This is a genomic window from Gemmatimonadaceae bacterium, from assembly GCA_035633115.1.
Lineage (GTDB): Bacteria > Gemmatimonadota > Gemmatimonadetes > Gemmatimonadales > Gemmatimonadaceae > UBA4720.
Window position 1 is genome coordinate 42,365 of the sequence record DASQFN010000058.1, and the last position, 21,891, is coordinate 64,255.

21 protein-coding genes and 2 tRNA genes are annotated in these 21,891 nt (G+C 62.1%); 13 read left to right on the forward strand and 10 right to left on the reverse strand.

Features of this window, described 5'->3' with window-relative positions:
* Positions 1–38: 38 nt before the first annotated feature.
* Positions 39–980 (reverse strand): ribonuclease Z, encoded by a 942-nt coding sequence (rnz, locus tag VES88_07585; protein ID HYN81347.1) that lies wholly within the window; start codon positions 978–980, stop codon positions 39–41.
* A 100-nt stretch (positions 981–1,080) separates the two neighbouring features.
* On the opposite strand from rnz, the gene VES88_07590 reads away from it, so the two are divergent.
* Positions 1,081–1,407: a hypothetical protein gene (locus tag VES88_07590; protein ID HYN81348.1), complete on the forward strand. Its 327-nt coding sequence runs from the start codon at positions 1,081–1,083 to the stop codon at positions 1,405–1,407.
* A 250-nt stretch (positions 1,408–1,657) separates the two neighbouring features.
* Positions 1,658–1,730 (forward strand) — tRNA-Ala (locus VES88_07595).
* A 482-nt stretch (positions 1,731–2,212) separates the two neighbouring features.
* Here VES88_07595 and VES88_07600 read toward each other — a convergent pair.
* On the reverse strand, positions 2,213–3,502 hold the full coding sequence (locus VES88_07600; protein ID HYN81349.1) for a hypothetical protein: 1,290 nt from the start codon (positions 3,500–3,502) through the stop codon (positions 2,213–2,215).
* 112 nt (positions 3,503–3,614) lie between these two features.
* On the opposite strand from VES88_07600, the gene VES88_07605 reads away from it, so the two are divergent.
* The 3 genes from VES88_07605 (at position 3,615) to VES88_07615 (ending at position 4,641) form a co-directional block, all read left to right on the forward strand.
* A tRNA-Gln gene (locus VES88_07605) sits at positions 3,615–3,687 on the forward strand.
* A gap of 127 nt (positions 3,688–3,814) precedes the next feature.
* Entirely contained in the window at positions 3,815–4,138 is a 324-nt protein-coding gene (locus VES88_07610) for an ArsR family transcriptional regulator (GenBank protein HYN81350.1), read from the forward strand.
* On the forward strand, positions 4,135–4,641 hold the full coding sequence (locus tag VES88_07615) for an SRPBCC family protein (GenBank protein ID HYN81351.1): 507 nt from the start codon (positions 4,135–4,137) through the stop codon (positions 4,639–4,641). The genes VES88_07610 and VES88_07615 overlap by 4 nt, the downstream gene beginning before the upstream one ends.
* Positions 4,642–4,707: 66 nt before the next feature.
* Here the strand turns inward: VES88_07615 and VES88_07620 are convergent, their stop codons facing one another.
* Complete coding sequence (locus VES88_07620) at positions 4,708–5,400, reverse strand: hypothetical protein (GenBank protein HYN81352.1); 693 nt, start codon at positions 5,398–5,400, stop codon at positions 4,708–4,710.
* Between the two features lie 115 nt (positions 5,401–5,515).
* Entirely contained in the window at positions 5,516–6,958 is a 1,443-nt protein-coding gene (locus tag VES88_07625; GenBank protein HYN81353.1) for an AAA family ATPase, read from the reverse strand.
* A 382-nt stretch (positions 6,959–7,340) separates the two neighbouring features.
* On the opposite strand from VES88_07625, the gene VES88_07630 reads away from it, so the two are divergent.
* On the forward strand, positions 7,341–7,922 hold the full coding sequence (locus VES88_07630; protein HYN81354.1) for a PadR family transcriptional regulator: 582 nt from the start codon (positions 7,341–7,343) through the stop codon (positions 7,920–7,922).
* A 49-nt stretch (positions 7,923–7,971) separates the two neighbouring features.
* Here VES88_07630 and VES88_07635 read toward each other — a convergent pair whose 3' ends face one another.
* Complete coding sequence (locus VES88_07635; GenBank protein HYN81355.1) at positions 7,972–8,358, reverse strand: hypothetical protein; 387 nt, start codon at positions 8,356–8,358, stop codon at positions 7,972–7,974.
* Positions 8,359–8,455: 97 nt separating this feature from the next.
* Between VES88_07635 and VES88_07640 the strand changes: the two genes are divergently transcribed.
* From VES88_07640 to VES88_07655, 4 genes are all read left to right on the forward strand, one after another.
* Entirely contained in the window at positions 8,456–8,659 is a 204-nt protein-coding gene (locus VES88_07640) for a hypothetical protein (protein HYN81356.1), read from the forward strand.
* A 150-nt stretch (positions 8,660–8,809) separates the two neighbouring features.
* The gene (serA, locus tag VES88_07645; GenBank protein ID HYN81357.1) at positions 8,810–10,459 is read left to right on the forward strand and encodes a phosphoglycerate dehydrogenase; all 1,650 of its coding nucleotides are present in this window, start codon (positions 8,810–8,812) and stop codon (positions 10,457–10,459) included.
* Positions 10,456–11,874, forward strand: coding sequence for an FAD-binding oxidoreductase (locus VES88_07650; protein ID HYN81358.1), 1,419 nt, complete (start codon positions 10,456–10,458; stop codon positions 11,872–11,874). The genes serA and VES88_07650 overlap by 4 nt, the downstream gene beginning before the upstream one ends.
* Before the next feature lie 29 nt (positions 11,875–11,903).
* Positions 11,904–12,539 carry a haloacid dehalogenase-like hydrolase gene (locus tag VES88_07655; GenBank protein HYN81359.1) on the forward strand — a complete coding sequence of 212 codons (636 nt, stop codon included), beginning with the start codon at positions 11,904–11,906 and terminating at the stop codon, positions 12,537–12,539.
* Positions 12,540–13,036: 497 nt separating this feature from the next.
* Here VES88_07655 and VES88_07660 read toward each other — a convergent pair whose 3' ends face one another.
* Complete coding sequence (locus tag VES88_07660; protein HYN81360.1) at positions 13,037–14,245, reverse strand: P1 family peptidase; 1,209 nt, start codon at positions 14,243–14,245, stop codon at positions 13,037–13,039.
* Between the two features lie 65 nt (positions 14,246–14,310).
* Here VES88_07660 and VES88_07665 point away from each other — a divergent pair, with 65 nt between their 5' ends.
* On the forward strand, positions 14,311–14,844 hold the full coding sequence (locus VES88_07665) for a DUF2214 family protein (protein HYN81361.1): 534 nt from the start codon (positions 14,311–14,313) through the stop codon (positions 14,842–14,844).
* A 63-nt stretch (positions 14,845–14,907) separates the two neighbouring features.
* Here the strand turns inward: VES88_07665 and VES88_07670 are convergent, their stop codons facing one another.
* The 4 genes from VES88_07670 to VES88_07685 form a co-directional block, all read right to left on the reverse strand.
* Positions 14,908–16,641, reverse strand: a complete 1,734-nt coding sequence (locus VES88_07670; protein ID HYN81362.1) for a L,D-transpeptidase family protein — start codon at positions 16,639–16,641, stop codon at positions 14,908–14,910.
* A 146-nt stretch (positions 16,642–16,787) separates the two neighbouring features.
* Entirely contained in the window at positions 16,788–17,081 is a 294-nt protein-coding gene (locus VES88_07675) for a DUF4242 domain-containing protein (protein ID HYN81363.1), read from the reverse strand.
* A 133-nt stretch (positions 17,082–17,214) separates the two neighbouring features.
* On the reverse strand, positions 17,215–18,570 hold the full coding sequence (locus VES88_07680) for a phospholipase D-like domain-containing protein (GenBank protein ID HYN81364.1): 1,356 nt from the start codon (positions 18,568–18,570) through the stop codon (positions 17,215–17,217).
* Complete coding sequence (locus VES88_07685; protein HYN81365.1) at positions 18,567–18,782, reverse strand: hypothetical protein; 216 nt, start codon at positions 18,780–18,782, stop codon at positions 18,567–18,569. Before VES88_07685 ends, VES88_07680 begins: the two co-directional genes overlap by 4 nt.
* A 380-nt stretch (positions 18,783–19,162) precedes the next feature.
* Here VES88_07685 and VES88_07690 point away from each other — a divergent pair, with 380 nt between their 5' ends.
* Together VES88_07690 and VES88_07695 are read left to right on the forward strand one after the other, a co-directional pair.
* Positions 19,163–20,710, forward strand: a complete 1,548-nt coding sequence (locus VES88_07690) for an Ig-like domain-containing protein (GenBank protein ID HYN81366.1) — start codon at positions 19,163–19,165, stop codon at positions 20,708–20,710.
* Between the two features lie 114 nt (positions 20,711–20,824).
* Entirely contained in the window at positions 20,825–21,865 is a 1,041-nt protein-coding gene (locus VES88_07695; GenBank protein HYN81367.1) for a hypothetical protein, read from the forward strand.
* Positions 21,866–21,891: the final 26 nt, after the last annotated feature.

Genomic DNA, 21,891 nt, shown 5'->3' on the forward strand with positions numbered 1-21,891 from the left:
CCAACCCGCGGGCAAGAATGACGACTTTGGTAGTCGTATTAATCCGGGGACCCCTCGCGCGATTCGCGAAACAAGACGTCTATCTCCATCCCGTCGCGCGCAACGATGGTGTCGGGGAAGACCTCTCTCGCCTCGCGCAGGAGATCCGATGCGCTCTGTGAGTAACGCGCCGAGAGATGCGTAAGCACAAGCTGCTTCACGCCCGCCGCGCTTGCGACTTGAGCGGCTTCTCTCGCCGTGGAATGTCCAGTTTCCAGAGCGCGCTGTGCTTCTTCGTCTGCGAACGTCGCTTCGTGAATGAGCAGATCCGCATCGCGCGCTGCTTCGACCGTTCCCGCGCACGGCCGCCCGTCGCCTCCGAATACCACGCGGCGTCCCGGCCGAGAAGGTCCGACGAGATCCGACGCATCAATCACTCTTCCATCCGGCAGCGTCACCGACTGCCCCCGGTGGAGCAATCCCCACATCGGGCCCTCGGGGATTCCCAGCTCCCGCGCCAGGCCGGGATTGAATCGCCCGAGCCGCGTGTCTTCGACGATCGCATATCCCAGAGCGATCTTCCCGGCGTGCTCGACCGGATAGGGCAACACGCTGTAGTCCTTTCGCTTGACCGGAGTCTCGGCGGTGATCTCGCGGTATTCGATCGGAAACTTTTCCTTCTCGGTGCCGAGTGCAATTGCCCGGGTCAGGAGAGCCTCGGATCCGGGTGGTCCCCACAGAGTCATCGGATCCTCGCGCCCCTGAAGAGACAGCGTCCGAAACAATCCAATCACGCCGAGCATGTGATCCGCGTGCATGTGCGTGAAGAAAATGTCGCGAAGAGCAAAGCTGATCCCATAACGCATCATCTGGCGCTGTGTTCCTTCGCCACAGTCGAACAGAAGCGTTTCTCCTTCGCGTGTTACCGCGATGGATGTGACGTTGCGCTCGACGGTCGGGCGCGACGCCGACGTACCGAGAAAGCGGACGGTCAGCGACATTCGCCCAATATACCGGCTTCGGTTTACGCGCAGGCTCCGGACGGCGCGTGGGAGCGAAATGTGCGACATGCGATTGAGGGCCACCATCGCGGGGTGAGCGATGTCGATCATGAGCTCGCAGGTGACCTCTGACGGTCGGGTTGCCGCTGGAGCTGGGCGAACATTCAGCCGTCGCGGTGTAGCAAAGCAGAACGGCCAACGGGGCCGAGCAGGTATGAACGCGAGGGAGATGGTGGACAAAATGCGCAAACGTCTATTAGCGATTGCATCGGTGTCGCTCGTGTTTGGATTCGTGGCGTGCGCCGAGCTGGTGGGGCTGGACTACGATGGCGCAGGCGAATACCAGCTGGAGACATTGAACGGCTTTTTCCTTCCGACGGTGCTTTACGAGGACGCCTTCGAGCGCAATGGAAGGACGTGGCGATAACCCAGAACGGCAACTTCTACGTGTACCGCCGGTAGGCAGCGGGCGTCTATCGTGAGTCCAGACAAGAAGTTACGCCGTCGTTGAGAGGCGACGATCGCGCGATTTCTCTTGACTTCGCGGCGTTTCGCGGTAAGTTCATCTGTATCGGAGCCCTGCGACTTTCGGCAGGGCTTTGACGTTGGAAGCCCGTGTGCGACGGGTGCAGCGGCCCTTTCCCTGGGCGAGTCATGCCGGTCGCGCATCTTGGCGCGGGGCTGTAGCTCAGCTGGGAGAGCGCTGCAATCGCACTGCAGAGGTCAGGGGTTCGATCCCCCTCAGCTCCATTTGGTAAGAGATTCGCCAGTTGTGGCGGGTTGGGGTATAAGAAGGTCGGGAGAGTAGCTGCCCGCCGCCGTTCGGTAGGACGTAGAGTTCCAATGACGGCGCGCGTGGCACGTTAACGCGGCGCATGAGCCGCAAAGCAATGCCGCGAGGTCTTCGGATCTGGCGGCATTCGTGTTTTTCCTGGTTCGTCCCGGCTCCGTGCGCAGCATGCGTGATCGGTATCACCGCTGCGGACCCTCGTCGAGGCAGTCTCCGGAGCCCCGCTCTCCGCTGCGCTTTCTTCCAGAAAGCTCGCTCCGAAAGCGCGCGGGTCTCCTCGCTGCCTCGCGGGGGTCCGCCTCGGCGATACCGATCACACACGCCGTACCAGCGGTCGCGCTCAACCATCAAAAACGCCGACGCTCACTGATTGATGCATCGCTGCATTGCTTTTCGATCGGCGCCACGGAATCGTCGCCTTCGCGCGCCGGAAATCGGGCGGCTATGGGAGGAGCGCGCGGATGTCCAGGCGAAGGGCGTTGAAGACCTCGGCGCTGAACCGGTTCTCCTGGACCTCAGACTTTCCGACGAAATCGCCCATCGCTGTCGAGCCAAGTCGTCCCAGAAAACGAAGGATCGCGCTTTCCTGCACTAAAGTTGACGAACGTCTCGAGGTCAGCGACTGGGCGCCCGGGTTGTCGCGCAGAACCAAGCGGAAGGTTGCGCCGTTCCCCTCGAACGGTTTCCGCAGTGGCGTGTGAATCATCACGCTCACCGCAGATGGGAGTCTCCAGTCTGGCTCGCGCGTGAAGCGCATGAACCATCCCCGTTCGCGGTCAGAGTTTACCACGGTGACGTCGCCGATCAGCGCGCGGAAGCCAACCGTGAAGAAGAGGATCTTCGTCGTGAAGTCCGACGTCAGCTGAAGGTCGTGCGGAATCGGGCGAACAGGGCCGTTCAGCGGCGCGAAGTGTCCGTTCAGGCTCCTGACGCGAAGCGTGATGTAGTTGTCGGCGCCCACAAACTCCACCCATCGGCCGCCGCGCTTGTCGGTGACCACTGCACGGTACATCGCGGGTGCAGCGTATTTGTCGAGATACTTTGCGAAGTCGGGCATCGTCGCGCGGATTCCATTCGGATTGAGCCGGATTCCGAGCAGGACTGTCGTCGCGCCCTCGGTATCACGTGCCGTGCGCAGCGTGTCCAGCGAGAAAAGGCGTCCGAGCGCCGACGTTGTGCGCGGAAAGCTCGAGCGATAGTCGGCACGCAGATCGCCGCGCGTCCTGTTCTCCGCCGAACCCATCAGCCCCGAGATGACATTCGCAAATTCGTCCGACTTGATGCTTCCCGCGGCGATGTCGACGCTGGTGACCCACTCGAATACATTCTCGTTGAGCCGGCGCAGCCGTATGTAATGGCGTGAATCGCCGGGCTCGTTCACTGGTGTCGCCGGCCACGGTCGGGCGGTGAACAGGTAGCGATTGCTGGAGAACTCGCCGTCGATGGTCACCACCCTGGTGCTGTCTGCCCCCCACGCCGTCCACACCGAGGTGTCGTTGTAGATCACCGATGGCGTAAGCGCATTCCTGCCAAGCTTGTCGCGCGCGACGACGAACTTCGGGCTGCGCTGGACGTTGGTGAAGCGCTGTGCGATTCCGCCAAATAGGCCGTCGGCGTTGGCGCGACCGACGGCTGCGTTCGTGCCGAAAGCGGGCGCGACGTCGCGGCACGCGCCGAGCGGTGCGATGGCCAGCGCCGCGGCGAGAGCGGGTCTGAGTGTCTGGCGAATCACGGGGGTGGAAAGTTCAACGATGGAGCAGCGCGGCGAAACCCCGATGATTGAAGTAAGGGGTATAATCGGCTAGTTTGACATCACTGCCTCGGCCTCCGTGCGAGGCAGTTTTTGCCCCTTGGTGTAACTGGCAACACGCCTGACTCTGGATCAGGAGAGTCCTAGTTCGAGCCTAGGAGGGGCAACTCAAAACGACAGCCAACAGGCTGTCGTTTTTGGATTCCCTAGGTTCGGTCGCTGGCGTGGGCACCGACGCCCCGCCAAGCGATGTGTGTCGCGCGAAGCTGGGATCGGCCGCCGCCCTGCTAGCGAGTGGCAGCGAAGGGATACCAGGTCAATCCGACTCGGAAGCGCGGTCCGGTCGAGCTCGCCGCCCCGTTCAGGATGAGCCAGCCGGCAATCTCGAAACACCTCAAGGTGCTCGAGCGCGCCGGCCTCGTCTCACGCGGCCGGGACGCGCAACGCCGGCCACGTCGGCTCGAGGCAAAGCCGCTCGCCGAAGCCACCAGGTGGCTGGAACGCTACCGCCGGCACTGGGAAGGCAACTTCCAGCGGCTGGACGTCCTGCTCGAAGAGCTCAAGACCGCCGGAAAAAAACAACGCAAACGCACTAACAAGAAAGGAGATCACCGATGACGCACGCCGTGAAGAACACTCAAACGCTGGAAGTCACCACTCCCTCGGACAGGGAGATCGCCATGACGCGCGTGTTCGATGCTCCGCGCAGCATGGTTTTCGACGCCTGGACCAAACCGGACCTGCTGAAGCGATGGCTCGGAGTACGCAACAGGTGGACGCTCGCCGTCTGCGAGATCGATCTCAGGGTCGGCGGCGAATACCGCTATGTGTGGCGCAAGGACAACGGAACCGAGATGGGAATGAGCGGCGTCTATCGCGAGATCGTCCGGCCGGAGCGGATCGTCTGCACAGAAGTATTCGATGACAAGTGGTACGAAGGCGAAGCGGTGGACACGATGGTCCTCGTCGAAGAAAACGGGAAGACCACGCTCACGACTACCGTGCTTTACGACTCGAAGGAAGCTCGCGACGGTGTCCTGAAGTCGCCGATGGCTACGGGAGTTGGGGAGAGCTACGACAAGCTCAATGAGGTGCTTGCCTCGAGGCACACGGTCGGGTGAGTGGACGGGCGTCCTGCGACCCATCCAGTTTGCGAGCGCAAACTGGATGGGTCTGTCCTAGAGCCTTCAGCGTGCGTCGGGCCTTGCGTCTTCCCGATCAGGAATGATCCTGTCCCCCACGATCGAGCGCTGAGGCTGATCGGGAATGATTCTCTCCGAATCGTCCGGGGGTTCCGGGCTGTCCGCCAGCACCCTGTCTCGACTCGTTATCGGCCGCTCAGACTCTCCAGTGGGAGCATCCGTAATGAGAAGCTCACGGAACAGAGCGCGATAATGGACCATCGCCTTTCGAAGCTCCTCCGTGTTTGCCTGGCCTTTCGCGTCACGCTCCGCGATATCGTGAGCCGCGCGATAGTCGCTTACCACCTGCGGATGATTCACTGATACGTCCGACGCGCGCTGCCCGAAGTCGGCCATTGGATAGCCGCGCGCCTGCATCAGCTCGGTGACCAGATGGTCAGCTTCTCTCACAGCGGCGCGCGGGTCGTCAACGAAGCGAGCCTGATCGGTCTGCCAGCTCTGCTCAAAGCGACTGCGATCAGCGGCACTGAGTGGCTGAATTCTAAGCTCTTCCACGCGCTCGATGCGCTTGTTGAGATCCGCCTCTGCTTTTCCGCGGTCCTTCATCGATTTCACAGTCCGGTCGTACTCGGGGCCGAACTTCTCGTGAAGCGCCCTCGTACGACGCTGCGCGACGATCATCAGTACGACAGCCGCAAGGGCGACCAGCAGGATGATCCAAATCAGGGTGGGACTCATGCATTCCTCCGGTGCAGTTCAAAGCTTCTGAGCGCACGGAAGGTGCCAGCATGACGGAACCGGAGGGCCGCGGCGCAGACGCCTCGGGCCGGGGGACCTGTTCCGCCGAGGGGAGCTATTCCTTCGTGTAGAGATGCTGCGCCGCGTCCAGCGCGAGCTCTTCGTCCAGTCTCGGGTCGCGCCCCTCGTAGCTGCATCGCGCCAGCACGTGCTCCACGATGAATCGCGGGTGGAAGCGCGCCATTTTCAGCTTCTCGCCTTTGTAGAGACGCGCCATCACAGTCCGCACGACGTCGATCTCGAACGGAATCTCATTGGCCTTGCAGACGCGACGGAAAATCTCGACGTACTCGTCGGCTGTCGGTGGCGCGATGTGGAAGTTGTAGGGGATCCGCCGCATCATCGCCGCATCCAGAATCTTGGTCGGCGTAAGGTTCGTCGAGAAGATCACGAGGCCATCGAACGCCACCGCAAACTTCTTTCCGGTGTGCAGCGTCAGGAAGTCGATGCGGCTCTCCAGAGGGAGCACCCAGCGGTTGAGAACCTGCTCGGGCCGCGCGATCTGCCGCCCGAAATCGTCCACCACGAATACACCGCCGGTCATCTTCGTGTGCAGCGGCGCTTCGTAGTAGAGGCCGACTGGATCGTACTTCAGATCGAGCATGTCCATCGTCAGCTCGCCGCCGGTCACGACGATCGGGCGGGAGCACCGCACCCACCTCCGGTCGTCCGACGAAGCCTTCGTTTTGACGAAAGGCGACCGGGCCTCCTCCGCAGGTAACCCGTTGACGCCCTTTTCATGATGCAGCTCGGGATCGAAGATCTTGATCACTTCGCGCTCGACCTCGATCGCATATGGCACCCACAGCGATTGCCTGAAACTCTTGGCGATGGCTGTCGCGATGGACGTCTTGCCATCACCAGGCGGGCCGTAGAGCAGCATGCCACGACCCGCATTGACGGCCGGCCCCAGGCGCGCGATGAGATCCGGCGAAATCACCAGCCCAGACAGGCTTTCGGCGATTGCCTCCTGATCCACACGGTCGTTGGTGATGTGCTGGCGCTCGACCTGCGCCTGCCAGGCGGCAAGCGGCACCGGCGCCGGTCCGGTGTACGCCGACTGCTTGAGTCCTTCCTGCACCCACTCGCGGCCGACCGCCGAAATGGCGTACCGCAGGTCGAGCTGTCTGCCTGAGGATTCAGCTCCCAAAGGCTCGAGCAAGCCGCGCGAGCGCAAGCGTTCGAGGATGTCGCGCACGATCGGCACGGGCAGGCGAATTACGTTCGCGACTTCCGTAGGCGTCTTCAGCCCATGGGCATACATCACCCGGAGGGCCAATCCCTGAAGGAACGTGTCGTCGAGGCCAGTATCGGCAGCGGTGGCGATCTTCGGAGGACCGGTCTCCAGAAATGCTTCAAGCTGCTCGCGCTCGATGCGTCCGAGCCCGACCAGATTGTCGCCCAGCGTTCCCCCCAGCTTACGCTGGCGGGCGAGCGCCATGACAACATCTTCTTCGGTTATCAGCTTGGCCGCTACAAGCGTTTCGCCAAGAGGCACGCTAGGCACTCCTCCGTTTCACGCATCTTAACATAGGTGGGACAGAGGTAAAAGCGCCCGCCCTTTTACAGGGGGGGGCACAGAGACACTCAACCCTTTCCCTTACTAGACATAAGTCGACCTTGCTCGACGGTCGAGCAACCGCTGCGCAACCGACTCCGGCCAGGTGCATGCCCAACTTCGGTCCACTACCCGTTCGCCTATGGGGGCTCTGCTGCTGCACTTTGCGGTCCTGTACGTTTTTTTGGAGGCAGCTAACCTGCGCCTTGCGAAGATATATCGCCAGATATAACTTCCCGCCGCAAAGATATATCGCCAGTAGTATCGGAGAGCGATCAGACGCTCACGTCGCTGGTTAACCAGAACAGACGGGGATGAGTCAATGCGACACGGACACTGCGGGACGGGTTATGGCTGGGCGTTTTCGGTAAGACCCGAGAACTTTGGATTCGACCCCGGGGCTTTCTGGGCGGGCCGTGGCAAATCGAGGGGCGGACCCTTCGGCGGTGCCCGGATGTTCGATCAGGGCCACCTCAAGTTCGTGATTCTTCGGCTTCTCGACGAGAAGCCGCGCCACGGCTACGAGATCATCAAGGAGATCGAGGACCGCTTCGGCGGGATGTACTCGCCGAGTCCGGGGACCGTCTACCCGACCCTGACGCTGCTCGAGGACCTGGGCTATGCGCGTGCGCGACCCGAGGAAGGCGGGAAAAAGATTTACGAGATCACCGAGGAGGGGCGCGCCCATCTAGCGGAAAACCAGCCGCTCATCGACGATATTTTCTCGCGCATCGCCGACTTCGCGCAGAACATCTTCGGCGAGCAGATGATGGATGTTCACCGCGCAATGAAGAATGTCGGACGCGCAGTCTACGCGTCGAAAAGCTCGGCCAGGTCAGCCGAGCAGATCAGGAAGATCAAGGAAATTCTCGATCGCGCTGCGGGCGAGATCGACACCCTGTGAATACCGGATTGAAAGTTCCGCGCTCACCCGGATAGGGAGGCGCGGGCGCTCAACCGGTATTCCCGGGCTGCGCAGTGCGTCGGACGGCAGAGACTGTCTGAACGACGAAGGGAGATGGCTCGCTTCCGGTCACTGGGACGACGGCGGGAGCAGCGGGGACGCTCTCGGCGAGAGCGCGTGCTTCTTTGCGGGCGCGTGATTCAACGAGCTGAGTCATGAACCGCTCTCTCTCGCGTACCGCCGCGAATTCACCTACGAGACCGCTGGTCGCATCTTCTATTCTGGTGATTCGCTCTTCCAGCCTGGCCAGTCTTCCACCGGCCGACCCGCTCTCTTCGCGACGTCCGAGCCATGTATTCAGCAACCCTCGCACGACCATCCCGGAAACGGCAACGAGGATCGCCAGCGCGAGAATAAACCGGGGATCGAAGGGCATAATCTCCCAACGGAGAATGGGGGCTACTTTGTTTCAGGTCGCGCGGCGAAATAGTTCCTGGCCGGCGGCAAAACCTCTAACTCGACACGGAGCCCGGATGGCAAAGCAGATAACTGGTGGGAAGCTGTATTTGATTGGAGGGCACCAGCTGACGCTTGCGGGGCCCGCCACCGAGGAGTTCAAGCAGGTGCTCATTGCCCGGACCGATGAAGTCAACACCGTCGTCATCGTTCCCGGAAACGAGCTGATGGTCCATTGGAGCCAGATCGCGGCGCTGCAGATTTTTTCCGCCGGGAAGTGACGTCGAGATCGCGGCTGGCGAGTGAAGCAGGCGGGGGCCACATTCACGATCAACGCGATAATGTTCGACAGAAAGTACGCGACGATGTGGGGCGCATCCAGCAATCACGGCGAGGATTACGGCATCGCCTGGTGAGTCTAGATTCATTCAATGCGCTATAGAATCCTGGTAACGGATGAGATCGACCCCGAAGGTGTAGCGCTTCTCGCCGGCGAGCCGGACTTCGACGTGGACGAGGTTCCTACGCTTCCCCCGCAGGAGCTCATGGTGCGCATCCCCGCCTACGATGCGCTCGTCGGACGCAGCGCAACCAAAGTCTCCGCCGAGCTTCTTCGAGCGGCAACGCGTCTCAAGGTGATCGGACGCGCGGGAGTCGGCGTCGACAACATTGCCCTCGACACCGCAACCGAGCTGGGCATCGCGATCATCAACGCGCCTGCCGGAAACACCATCGCGGTGGCTGAGCTGTTCTTTGGTGTGGTGCTCAGTCTGCTGCGGCATCTCCCGCGCGCACACGAATCGATGCACGCCGGCCGCTGGGAGCGGTCGTCGCTGCTTGGAGCGGAGCTGAACGGTCGCACGCTTGGCATTGTCGGGCTTGGCCGTATCGGTGGGGAAATAGCGGCGCGCGCACACGCGTTCGACATGCCGCTCGTTGCGTACGATCCCTACATCACGGAGTCGCGGTTTCAATCGCTGCGCGTGCATCGCGCGGCCTCGCTGGATGAGCTGCTGGACGCTTCCGATATCGTCACGGTTCACACCCCGCTCACGGAGGAGACCCGCGGCATGATCGGAAAACGCGAGCTCGCGCGACTGGCGCCCTCGGCGATCGTCGTCAACATGGCACGCGGTGGAATTGTAGACGAGGATGCTCTGGCCCAAGCCGTGGCCGCGCGCAAGCTCGCAGGAGCTGCCGTAGACGCATTCGAAAAGGAGCCACTGCGCGCCGATCATCCGCTGACGAAGCTGCCTGACGTGTTTCTCACACCACACATCGGGGCGTCAACCGCGGAGGCCCAGCGTAACGTCGCGGTGGACGCATGCGCCGCGGTTCGCGACGCGTTGCTTTCGGGCGAGTACTCGCGATCCATCAACGTGCCCGAGGGTGAGCACGGAAAGTGGGAGGAGCTGCGGCCGGCGCGTATGCTCACGAGACGAGCGGCCGCCATTGGTCGCGCGATTCTGGCGGCGCAGGGAACGAGCGTCGTCGGACGCATCGACGTTCGCGGCAGCCACGCTCTGGCGCCGGCACGTGAGACTCTCGTCGCATCAGCGGCGCTCGGGGTTCTCGAAGCGGTGCTCGAGCAGGAGCGGCTCAACCTGATAAACGCGCGCACTCTCGCGGAAGGCCGCGGCATCGAGCTTTCATTCACGGAGGCACTCGATGGCAGCCAGCCGGAGACCGCTATCGCGAGCCGCGCCGTGGAAGTGCGGCTCACGGGAGGAATGAACGACATCACGGTCGGCGGCATCGCCTACGGTCACGGCGGCGACGAGAACGGCGACGGTGCTTTTCGAATCACCAGGATAGGGGCGTTTCGGGTGGACGTCTATCCGCGCGACACTCTTGTGATTCTCACCAACCGCGACGTGCCCGGAGTGATTGGACGAGTCGGGACGCTGCTTGGCGAAGCGGGTGTCAACATCGCCGAGTATCATCAGGCGCGATTGGCGCAGGGTGGGGAAGCGCTGGCGGCGGTATCGGTTGACGGCGGTGTTGGCGAGGAGGTTAAGCGGCGGCTGCTCGAGCTACCCGACGTGCGCTCGGTGACGGTCGTCAGCTTCAGGAAAGAGTGAGCGCGCTCGTCGAGACCGACCCCGACGTACGCGCAATGTTCGCCGCGGACGCGTCGGGCCTGCGGTACCTGCCCGACGGAGTCGCCAGGCCGGAGTCAGTCGAAGAAGTGACGGAGGTAGTAAAGCGCGCTGCGAGCGCCCGCACGCCTGTGACGCCCGCCGGAATGCAGACCAGCACCACCGGCGCCTCCATCACTGAACGGGGAATTCTGTTGTCGCTCCGCGGCCTGACCCCACTGATAGATGTCGACCGCGATGCGCGAACCGTTCGCACCAGCGCCGGCGCCATCCTCGGCGAGGTCAAGCGGGCCGTAGCAGCGGAGGGACTGCTGTTCGCGCCAGACCCCACCAGCGAGGAGGAGAGCACTGTCGGTGGAGCAATCGCCTGCAACGCGTCGGGCGCGCGGACGCTCAAGTACGGCGCAACTCGCGAGCACGTTCGCGCGGTGACCGTTGTGCTCGCTTCGGGCGAGGTGGTGCGCTACAGCCGCGTGGGCCTCGAGAAGAACACGGCGGGGTACGCATTCGCTCACGATCCGGTCGACTGGTTCGTGGGAAGTGAAGGAACGCTGGGTGTCGTCGTGGAAGCGGAGCTGGAGCTGCTGCCGCTGCCCGAGCGTGTGATCGGTCTCGAGATCCCGTTTGCGAACGAAGCAGAGGCGCTCGCGTTTGTAGTTGCAGCAAGAGAATCACGAGCCGTCGCGCCGAGGTGTCTCGAGTATTTCGACCAGCTCGCCGTGGGCATCGCCCGGGGTGCCGAGACCTCGCGTGGCTCGAGCGGTCATTCGGCGTCTCTCGTTCCAGCCGCGGGAACAATGGTGTATGTCGAGCAGGAGCTCGCCGAGGCGGCCGCTGGAGTGAGCAGCGGTGCGGACTACGATGCTGCTCTCGATGGTTGGCTTGCTCTGGCGGAATCGCGGCAGGCGAGAGTCGACGACGTCCGCGTATTCGACGGCGAGCAGGCGCTCGCGGTTGCGCGCCGCATTCGGCACGCAGTGCCGGCGACGATGAACGAGCGAGGGGCCGGACAGCGCGCCTCAGGTGGAAGAAAGGTTTCGACTGACTGGGCTGTTCCGTATCGCCGGTTGAACGAGGCGCTCTCGGCCTCGCGGGAGATGGCACGACAGGCCGGAGTAAGTCAGGCGGTCACGTACGGTCACGCGGGGAACGGGCATCCTCACCAGAATTGGGTCGCGCGCGACTCTGAAGAGCTCGAAGCCATCGAGCGGGTTGTCGAGCAGACGCTCCGCATGGTCGTGAAGATGGGCGGCACGGTGTCCGCCGAGCACGGCATCGGCAAGCTCAAGACGCACTGGCTTCCGCTCCAGATGTCGCCGCTTGCGTTTCGCGTGATGCGCGCGGTGAAGCAGGAGCTGGACCCTCTCGGAATCCTCGCGCCTGGGAACATCTTCTGACCGAACCCGGCCCGCGCTTCAAATCCGTCGTGCTCGACGTGGATTCGACGTTGTGCGCGATCGAGGGGATCGACTGGCTGGCATCGCGTCGCAGTTCCGCGGTGCGCGATCGCGTCGCGGAAGTCACAGAGCGCGCGATGCGCGGAGAGATTCCGCTCGGCGATGTATACGCAGAGCGGCTCGAGGCTGTAAGGCCGTCACGCGAGGAAGTCCGCCAACTGGCAGACGCCTATATGGAGCGTATCGAACCGCGGGTTGCAGAATCGTTAGCAAAGCTAACTAATGCCGGTATACATGTAGTCCTTGTCACCGCCGGAATCCGCGACGCCATCGTGCCGGTTGCCGAGGCAGTAGGGCTGCTTCCGAGCGTCGTACATGCTGTCTCCCTCTACTTCACCGAGCCGGGTGACTACCTGGGATTCGACGCACAGTCCCCGCTCACGCGCAACGGGGGCAAAGTCGAGATGGTGCGAGCGCTCGGCCTCGCGCGGCCAATCCTCGGCGTGGGGGATGGCATCACTGACCTCGAGGCGCGCACCGCAGATCCGCCGGCGGTGGACGCCTTTGCTGCATATACGGGCGTCGCCACGCGTGACGCTGTAGTGCGAGGTGCGGATTACGTCATCAGCAGGTTCGACGAGCTACCCGGCATCGTGTTCGGCTGAGTCGGCTGGAAACGCACATCAACGCATCTGTGCGCTTGCCACAGAAACACAGAAACACAGAACATTTCTTTTGTTAACCGCGGCGGGCTTCGGGTTACTGCTGACGCTTTGCGATGGTGGAAAGTTGGTTTGGTCGGGTTCCTTTCGGCGTGAGACGCGTCTACATCGGAGGGCTGCACCGGGAACTCACTGAGCGGATTATCGGTGCAGCGATTGACGTGCATACGTCGATCGGGCCTGGCCTGCTTGAATCGACGTATGAAGAATGCCTCGCCCAGGAGCTACGAGACCGAGAGCTCGCCGTATCGAGGCAGGTGTTCGTACCGCTGCTGTACAAGGGCAAGCCTCTAGGAGCAGCCTATCGTCTGGATTTGCTAGTCGAGAAGCTAGTGATCGTTGAAGTGAAGGCAGTGGAACGTCTTGGGGGCATCCCTTTTAAAAGAATATTCTGTGTTTCTGTGATTCTGTGGCGAGCGCACAGATCTGAAAGGAGCGGATTAGCGCTTTTGCAATGAGCCTGGCGGAAGGGAGCGGTTCCAGTCGAGCACCCGGTATTTTTTCAGAATCTCGAGCGTCCGGTCGATCGGCAGCGCTTCGACCGTGCGGGCGCTTCCGGTTACGGTTGTCGCGCGGAGAAGTGAATTGTAAATCGCTTCTTCAGTTGCTTCGGCAACCGCCTGGAACAGGGGCGACGTGGCGTTGTTCGACAGCGTTCGGCCGGCGTGAGCCACGCTGTCGGCCCTCATTCGTACATCGGACGAGGTCGAGAACGCAATCACGTAGTCGCCTGAGCCATTCGAGAAACTCGAGCCCGTCCGCCCCAGGCCTACGATCGCTCTCGCCGCAAGTCGCTCGAGATTCCTCGCGTCGAGCGGCGCGTCCGTTGCGACGACGATCATGATACTGCCGTCCGCCTTGTCGTCGTTGACCTCGGCGGTACGCTCCAGCTCACGCTGAAGCGAGTAGCGCCCCAGCTCGCGGCCGACCGGAGCGCCGTTCATGGTGAGGACGCCGCCGAAGTTGCTTTGAACCAGAACTCCAACCGTGTGCCCGCCAAGTGTGGCCGGCAGCTGGCGGCTGCTGGTTCCTATTCCGCCTTTCCATCCAAATGCAACCGTGCCCGTGCCTGCGCCGACGGATCCTTCAGCCACCGGTCCGCTCGTCGCCGATTGGAGCGCGCGGACGACGTGGTCCGCTGTGATTGGGCGCGAACGAATAGAGTTCAGCGCTCCGTCATTGGTCTCGCCCACAACGGGGTTGATCGATCCGACTCCCTGCATTCCGGGCTGGTGCAGCATCCAGTCCACCATGGCATCGGCGGCTTTCCAGACGCAGAGAGTGCAGGTGAGAAGAATCGGCGTCTCGAGCTCGCCAAGCTCGCGAAGCTGAGTGATGCCCAGGAGTTTCCCGAACCCGTTGCCGACATATAGCGCCGCAGGAACGCGCTCGCGGAACAGATTGCCCGGATGCGGAATGATCGCTGTCACTCCGGTGCGGACCGAATCACCTTCGACCACCGTAACCTGGCCGACACGGACGCCCGTGACATCGGTGATCGCGTTCTGTGGTCCCGGATCGAGAATGCCGACGACAAGGCCAATGTCGCGCGCGCGAGGACGCGACTGCTGCGCGGACGCCGGCGCGGGGCCCAGATTGGAAAGCGTCATTAAAGCGATGACAGCAAATACCGGGAGTTTCTCATTCATGCGGGCGCATTTGTTGTAGCGACTACATCGCGTCGTTTCGCGTAGTGACGAAAGTGAGCACGCTCATGATTGAGCGAAAGGCCCGAGCCGAGGCTCCGACTCTGGACGGTGGCACCGGGGCACCGTACTATGCCCGCATGTTGAGGATCGCTCTTGCGGGACTGCACTTGCTGGCGCTCGGACTCGGTCTGGGCGCGGTGTTGACCCGGGGCAAGTCGCTGAGGGAACCTCCGACCGCGGGCTCGCTCGCTCGCGCGTTCCGTGCCGACACGCTATGGGGAATCGCCGCGGCGCTCTGGATCGGAACCGGTTTATGGCGGGTTCTGGCCTCCAGCGAAAAGTCGATGCAGTACTACCTGCACAATCACCTTTTCTACGCGAAGATGGGGCTGCTCGCGATAATTCTCGCACTCGAGATATGGCCGATGATGACTCTCATTCGACTGAGAGCGGCGATGGCGCGCGGAGCAGCAGGCGAGCTATCTGCGCGGAGCAGCACCCTCGGCCGCATCGCCACGATCAGCCACATCGAGGCGGCAATTGTCGTGATAATGGTTTTTATCGCGGCCGCCATGGCTCGCGGCTACGGAGCGCGATAGCGTCGCGGGGCGTTAGTCACCATCACGCGCGGCCCGAAATTCCGGTGCGAGCGCGGAGCATTGTCACGTCGTCGCCGCTATTCGACGCAGGGCCTCCACGGCCTGGCGAGTCTGTGGGCTTGGCATCGCTCCTTCGGCGACCGCCGGGGCCAGACCCTCGTCCCGCTGGTAGAGATCGTTCCCGAAGTGCAGCTGCCCGTTCCTTATATAGGTAGTGGCGTAGATGATGTAGACGGGGATTTTCTGCGGCACCTTGATGGTCCTGTTATTCGAGCCGTTCTCCATGGCTTCACGAATTCTTTCTACATCCCAGCCAAGCGCATACTGTGCGAGAAGCTCGGGCTTCTCGAGACGAATGCAGCCATGGCTGAAAGCGCGAACATCCTCCTTGAACAGCTCGCCGAACGGCGTGTCGTGGAAGTAGATGTTGAAGTCGTTGGGGAACAGGAACTTGACCAGCCCGAGCGAGTTCTTTGGGCCCGGGCGCTGACGAATCCGTGTCGCTCCGCCTTCCCGGTATGTCTCCATGTCGTTCGCGGCGAGGTAGCCCGGGTTCGACGCGAGCTTGGGGAAGATCTCCTTGGCGGCAATGTCCGGCGTCACGTTCCAGTACGGCCGAAAGACGACGAACTCCATCGAGTCGGCGAATACCGGAGTTGCCTTGTCCTCGTAGTCCTCGCCGACGATCACTTTCATTTCGAGAGTTTTCCGGCCACCATCGAACGCCTCGAGCCTGAAGGCAGGCACATTGACGGCAACATATCGCGCTCCGAACGCGCGGGGCAGCCAGCGATACCGCTCGAGGTTTGCCGCGATCTGTTGGAGACGATAGGCGGCGGGAAGGTTGAGCGATTTCACGGTCTCGGCGCCAAGCGCGCTGTCGACGACTATGCCATGCCTGGCCTGGAACGCGGCAACGGCGGCGGCAAGAGCCGGGTCGTAGACTCCCGAGCCAGCTGCCGGAGCCGGGCGCGTGCCTCCTCCGCTCGCTGATGCAGCGGAGTCCGCCGGCGTGGCAGCTGCCGCCGGTGCCCCGAATCCCTCGGCTGCCAGGCGCGTGCGAAGTGCGCTGAGCCTGGCGGGGCTATCCGAGTCGCCCGCCTTGAGGGCTTTTCCCTCCGGAACGGTCGGCCAGCCGCCCTTCGCGACGATCGCGCGGTAGCGGGCAAGCTCTTTCATGAGACCCAGGTAGTCCTCGTCCGTCGGGCGCATAGTCGCGAGCGCCTTGTCGAGCGCGGGATTCCGGATCGAGCGCACCAGCGCGCTGTCTTCGTTTTCGTCATGCGCGTCAATGTGCCAGTTCTGAGACACCGACTTGGGCTTCACCTGGCCTCCGAGGTAGTCGACTCCCAGGGCCACGAACGCCGACGTGAGCAGAACCTCGGCATTCACGAGCTGCTCGGCCGTCGGCTTTTGTCCTTTGATCGCCGCAATGGCGGTTGCGAGCTCGCCGATGGGATAGCTGTCCATTCGCATCCCGTCGCTCTCGGTGTTCAGCAACGCGTTCGTCAATGCGAATGCCCGCTCCGTGTGGAGCCCGTCCTCTGCCAGCCAGAGCGGGTTGTCGCCGTACATCTTATAGAGGCGCTTGGCGTGCGCCCATTTGTGGTCGTCGATTCGCGCGGGTGGCGCGCCGGCAAGACGCGCCCGGAGAGCCTTCTCGATCTCGGCCTCCGGCACGCCGGCAACCGAGGTGAGCTTTGCCGGGGCCCAGACCTCGTCGCCATTGCTCAACCCTCCGCCCCCGCTTTCGCCGTTGCAAGCCGCCGCAAGAGCGATGGATACTACAACCATCATCAGTAACTGCAGTCGTGGCATCATTAACCTCATTTTGTCTTCGTCTCGTTTCTACCCTGCTGAGGAAGATAAGGCGAAACGCGGGCCACAAAAAAACAGCCGCTTAATCGAGAGCGGCTGAGTTTTTTTCCGTTGAGCACTGAGCGTCAGGCGCGCTTCGTCTCCGCGGTCGTCGGATCTATGATCTCCCGGATATCCATCACCGCGTTCGCCGGAAACCCCCCCTTCATCGCATGTTCGCGAACCACGTCGGCGCTCGGCGCGTTGTAGACGCAGAAAATCCCGTCGTCCACAACGTAGCTGTGTACCCACTGAACGTCGCGGCCTTCCAGGTTGAGGCCGTGGATCACGCCGTTCGATTTCATGGCGATTTGCTGGAGCTCGTCGCTACTGAGCTTGCCGGCGCCGGGAATCTCGCGCCGGATAAGGTACCTAGGCATTCCTTACTCCTCCGAAGTCGATGGATCGACACTCAAACCAATCAGTTACTGAAAAATATACATGTGGGTAACGGCCACTGAGAAAATCGCAGGTGCGAGAAACCGGAAACCACAGGCGGCAGGTTCAGGGCGGCTACAGAATTCTCCAGACCAGGTGACAGGCGGTCTCCGCGATCCTGTCCGTCAGTGGCCGCTTCGCGAATTCCTCCGGGTCAATCTCCTCCGAATACTCGAGGTCTTCCAGAAAGAGCTTCTCCATTTTTTCGGAAGCGTCCTTGTCGAGGACGACCAGGTTCGACTCCTCGTTGAATGAGATCGACTGATTGTCCGCGTTCATGCTGCCGACGGACATCCACAGTCCGTCGACCACGATCGTCTTGGCGTGCATCATCGCCGGCTGGTACTCGAAGATTCTGACGCCGCTCTTCATCAGCTCCTCGTATCGAGCCCGCCCTGCGTACCACGTGCTTTTCACGTCGGTCTGCCTGCTTGTCGTGAGAATCCTCACGTCGGCGCCCCGTTTTGCCGCCTCGCAGAGCATTCTGCGGAACGGCTTGTGGGGCACGAAATACGAGTTGGCGATGTAGAGGCGCTCTCTCGCAGCCGCAATCGACAGCACGAAGAATCGCTCGGCTTCGGTGCTGCCGATTGTCGGTGACGCGTGAAGAACACCCGCAAGAATTCCCTTGCCGCGCGACGATGATTCTTTCGCTTCTTGCGTCGCGTCATCAAGACGGTCCGACTCGCGACCGTTTGTCTTCGACACGAGAGGGAAGAGCCGCTCGCTGGTCAGCAGCACCCCGCTCGCCTCGGCCCAGCAGACGACGAACATCGCCTGGAGCTGGCGCACTGCCGGCCCCGTGAAGCGGACATTGCTGTCGCGCCACTGGTTCTCCTGCCTTCCGTTTCCGAACCACTTGTCGTCGATGCCGAAACCGCCGGTGTACCCGATTGTTCCGTCGATCACGACAACGCGAATGTGTGCCCTGTGCTGCGCCTTTTGAAACGAGCGCAGAGTGACGGGACGAAACGGAATGGTGTGCACTCCCGCCGCGCGAAGTGACTCGAAATACTCCTTGGGCAGGCTGGTCCCGAACGAATCGAACAGGAAATAGACGTCTACGCCGGCGCGGGCCCTCTCCACGAATATCCGATGGAGCTCATCGGCCATTTTCCCCGGGTTGCAGTAGTACATCTGCATCGTGATGGAGGTCTTTGCAGAACGCAGGTCTCCCCAGAGGCGGTCGTACGTCTGGTCGCCGTTGATGAAGACTTCAACTTCGTGTCCGGGCTCGAGCCTGATGGCGGTCAGAAGCTCCATCGCTTCCAGGAAAAACGGGTCGCCGACCTTCGGGGCGCCGCTTTCGTCGCCGGGCCGGCCGATCGAGCGAATCGGAGTTCCGCGCAGAACGTCGAGGAGACCGATCAACAGGAGAACGGCAACGACAATTCCGAGAAGGAACAGTCCTACGTACAGCGCGATGTTCACGCAGTCAGCGGGTGAGGCAGGCGCATTGCGGTGGCGTTGGGCATGTCGAACACGAACTTTCCTGTAAGCAGCCAGTATGCCACACAGCCCAATGCGTACACATCTGCCGAGGTGCCGAAGCCGTCGCCGTCGTTGATCACCTCCGTGAAGAATCCGGCCGGTCCGCTGAGTCGGATCGATTCCGGTAACCGCGGGTTAACAGCCGACGGCATTGTCGAAATCTGTCCTCGGTATCAAGCGCAAACCAGTTACGTTTTTCTGACCGGTTTGGATTGCGAGGTGCGGTGTATCGGCTTCGCGGACCACGCCGCCGGGTGTCGCATTTGCGAAAGGCTGTCCGGCAGGCGACGAATGCCTGCACCACCATAGCCCCAGCGATGGAATCAGTGCTCGAGCAGTTGCGAACAGCGTTGAGTGCCCCGGCTGGCCACACGGACCTCAACACTTTGAACCGCCGGATGCGGACCCGCATGTCCGGTGGTATGGGAGGGGAGTAGCGGCGATCAGCCGCTACCCTCTATCCCGATCGCCAACCCAGCATATTCATAGTATCCTCGTATTCATCTGTAGCCGATAACAAGCACAGAAGTCGATGCGTCGTCCACTGAGATCTGCGGCACTTGCGATGCTGATCCTCGCCTGCAGCGGAGACGGCGTATCAGGGCCTGGTACACCGGCTCCGCCTGTTGTCGCGTCGGTGAAGCTGTCGCGCGATACCGCGACACTGGTTCCCGACGCGACAGTCCAGATAACTGCAGCCGCGCTCGACGCCGCCGGCCAGACGCTCAACCGATCAGTGGCCTGGACCAGCTCGGATGAAACGAAGGCACGCGTAGCAAACGGCGTCATCACCGGCGTGGCTCCCGGGGCTGCGACCATCACCGCCGCTGTGGAAGGCAAGACGGCGCAGGCGATCATCACGATTGTCGACGGAGGAGTCATGAGTCCCGCGGGAGGCGTGTTGAGCGCGAGGGGCGGCTCCGTGCAAATCAATGCACCGGCAGGGGCGGTGTCGCAGGCGACTCCAGTGTTTGTGCGGGTAGCCGCGAGCACGTCATCGGATCCGGCCCTCGTTCCCGGAACCAGCTACGATCTCTCTCCCGCCGCAACGACTTTCGCGCAGCCAGTGACGCTCACGCTGCGCTACGACGCTTCCGCGCTCGGTAACGAGATTCGTCCAGCCAGCATTCGTCTTTTCTCACTCGTGGGCGACGGATGGCAGCCCGTCACCGGCAGCGCTCTCGATGCGAACACGCGAACCGTGTCCGCCCCCATCACGCGTCTCGGATCATATGCGATCGTAGGAGACCTTGCGGTTGCGAGCATTGTGGTGACTCCCGGAAGCGGCTCGCTTTATTCGGGGCGCTCTCTCATGCTGACGGCAACAGCGAGAGATGCACCGGGAAACGCTTTGCCCGGCCGGCAGGTTTCATGGTCATCGAGCAATACGGGAATAGCCTCGGTCTCCGACGCGGGCCTCGTTTCGGCCATCTCCTTCGGGTCTGCGACCATCACGGCGACATCGGAGGGAAAGAGCTCCACCGCCACGGTCAGCGTTCTGCACGATCCCATCATTTTCGTGCACGGCTTCCAGTCGTCCGGCGCGATCTGGGGAACAATGATCGGCTGGTTCGTGAGCGACGGCTGGCCCATGTCGCAGATGTACGCCGTGAGCTACGACACCAACCAGTCGAACGCGACGATTGCCGGCGAGCTCAGGACTGCGGTCGAGAACGTGCTCGGCTCCACTGGCGCTGCACGAGTCGACATCGTAACGCACTCGATGGGCGGATTGTCGTCGCGCTACCTGTTGAAAAACCTCGGCGGTGATGTGAGGACGGACGCGTGGGTGTCCCTGGCCGGGCCTAATCACGGCACCACGGCCGCGAATCTGTGCGGAACCGTTTCATGTGTCGAAATGCGGCCGGGGTCGACATTCCTCGTGGAGCTCAATGCGGGTGACGAGACGCCGGGGCCGCCGCGCTACGCCACCTGGTGGTCAGCGTGTGATCAGGTCACGACCCCGCAGCAGAGCGTCGTTCTCGCCGGTGCGACGAACACGCAGACATCCTGTCTCCAGCACAGCCAGCTTTACGTAGATGCGACTGTGTATCAGCAGGTACGAGACTGGATCAAATGATTGGAGTCCGGTTATCGCTTGCCCGTTCAGGAACACGCCCGTGGGCATCTAGCGGAACACAGGCCCGAACGCTAAGGTGAAACCAGACGAACAATCCGCGACGGAGTCTTTGCAATGCGCTATTTCATCCTCGTTCTCCCCGCCCTCGCACTCGCAGATTACGGCCGGCCTGCGGATGCTTCCGCGCGCGTCCCGGCACCTCGGCAGCAGGGCCAGGCGGCGACAGCTCAGTCACCAGTGGCAATCACGGAATGGACGGTTCCGTGGGAAAAGACCCGCCCACGTGATCCATATGTAGACGGTCAGGGCCGTGTCTGGTTCGTCGGTCAAGCGGGGAACTACGTCGCCAGGCTTGACCCCGTTTCAGGAGCGTTCAAGCGTTTCGAGATTGAAGACGGAACGCATCCTCACAATCTCATTGTCGATGCCGCGGGAAATGTCTGGTACGCGGGAAACCGCAACGGCAGGATTGGCAGGATCGATGGGAAGACGGAGAAGCTCACGACATTCATGATGCCGGACGCGGCGGTCAATGATCCCCACACGCTGGTGTTCGATCGAGCGGGCGACATCTGGTTCACGGCACAGGGCGCGAACTACGTCGGTCATCTGGCGACGAAAACAGGAAAGGTCCGATTGGCCAAGGTTCCGACTGAGAAGGCCAGACCGTATGGAATAGTTGTCGACGCGAAGAACCGGACGTGGTTCATCGAGTTCGGAACGAACAAGCTGGCGACGATCGATCCGGCGACGATGGCAATTACGGAGTACGCGCTGCCGAGCGACAAGACGCGTGCGCGACGCCTGGTCACGACCTCGGACGGAATGGTTTGGTACGGCGATTACGCCCGCGGCATGCTCGGTCGTTTTAATCCGCAGACGCGCGAGACGCAGGAGTGGCCGATGCCCGCGGGAGGGACATCTCTGCCGTACGCGATGGCGGTGGACGATCGTGAGCGGATCTGGCTGGTCGAGACCGGCGTGCAGCCGAATCGCGTTGTGGGATTCGATCCGAAATCCGGAACGTGGATCTCTGTGACGCCGATTGCCCAGAGCGGGGGAGGTACTGTGCGACACATGGTCTACCACAAACCCACGCGGACACTCTGGTTCGGCACTGACAAGAATACGATCGCGCGGGTGAAGGTTCCCTAGCGGACGTTTTGAGGCGGCGTCGAGTC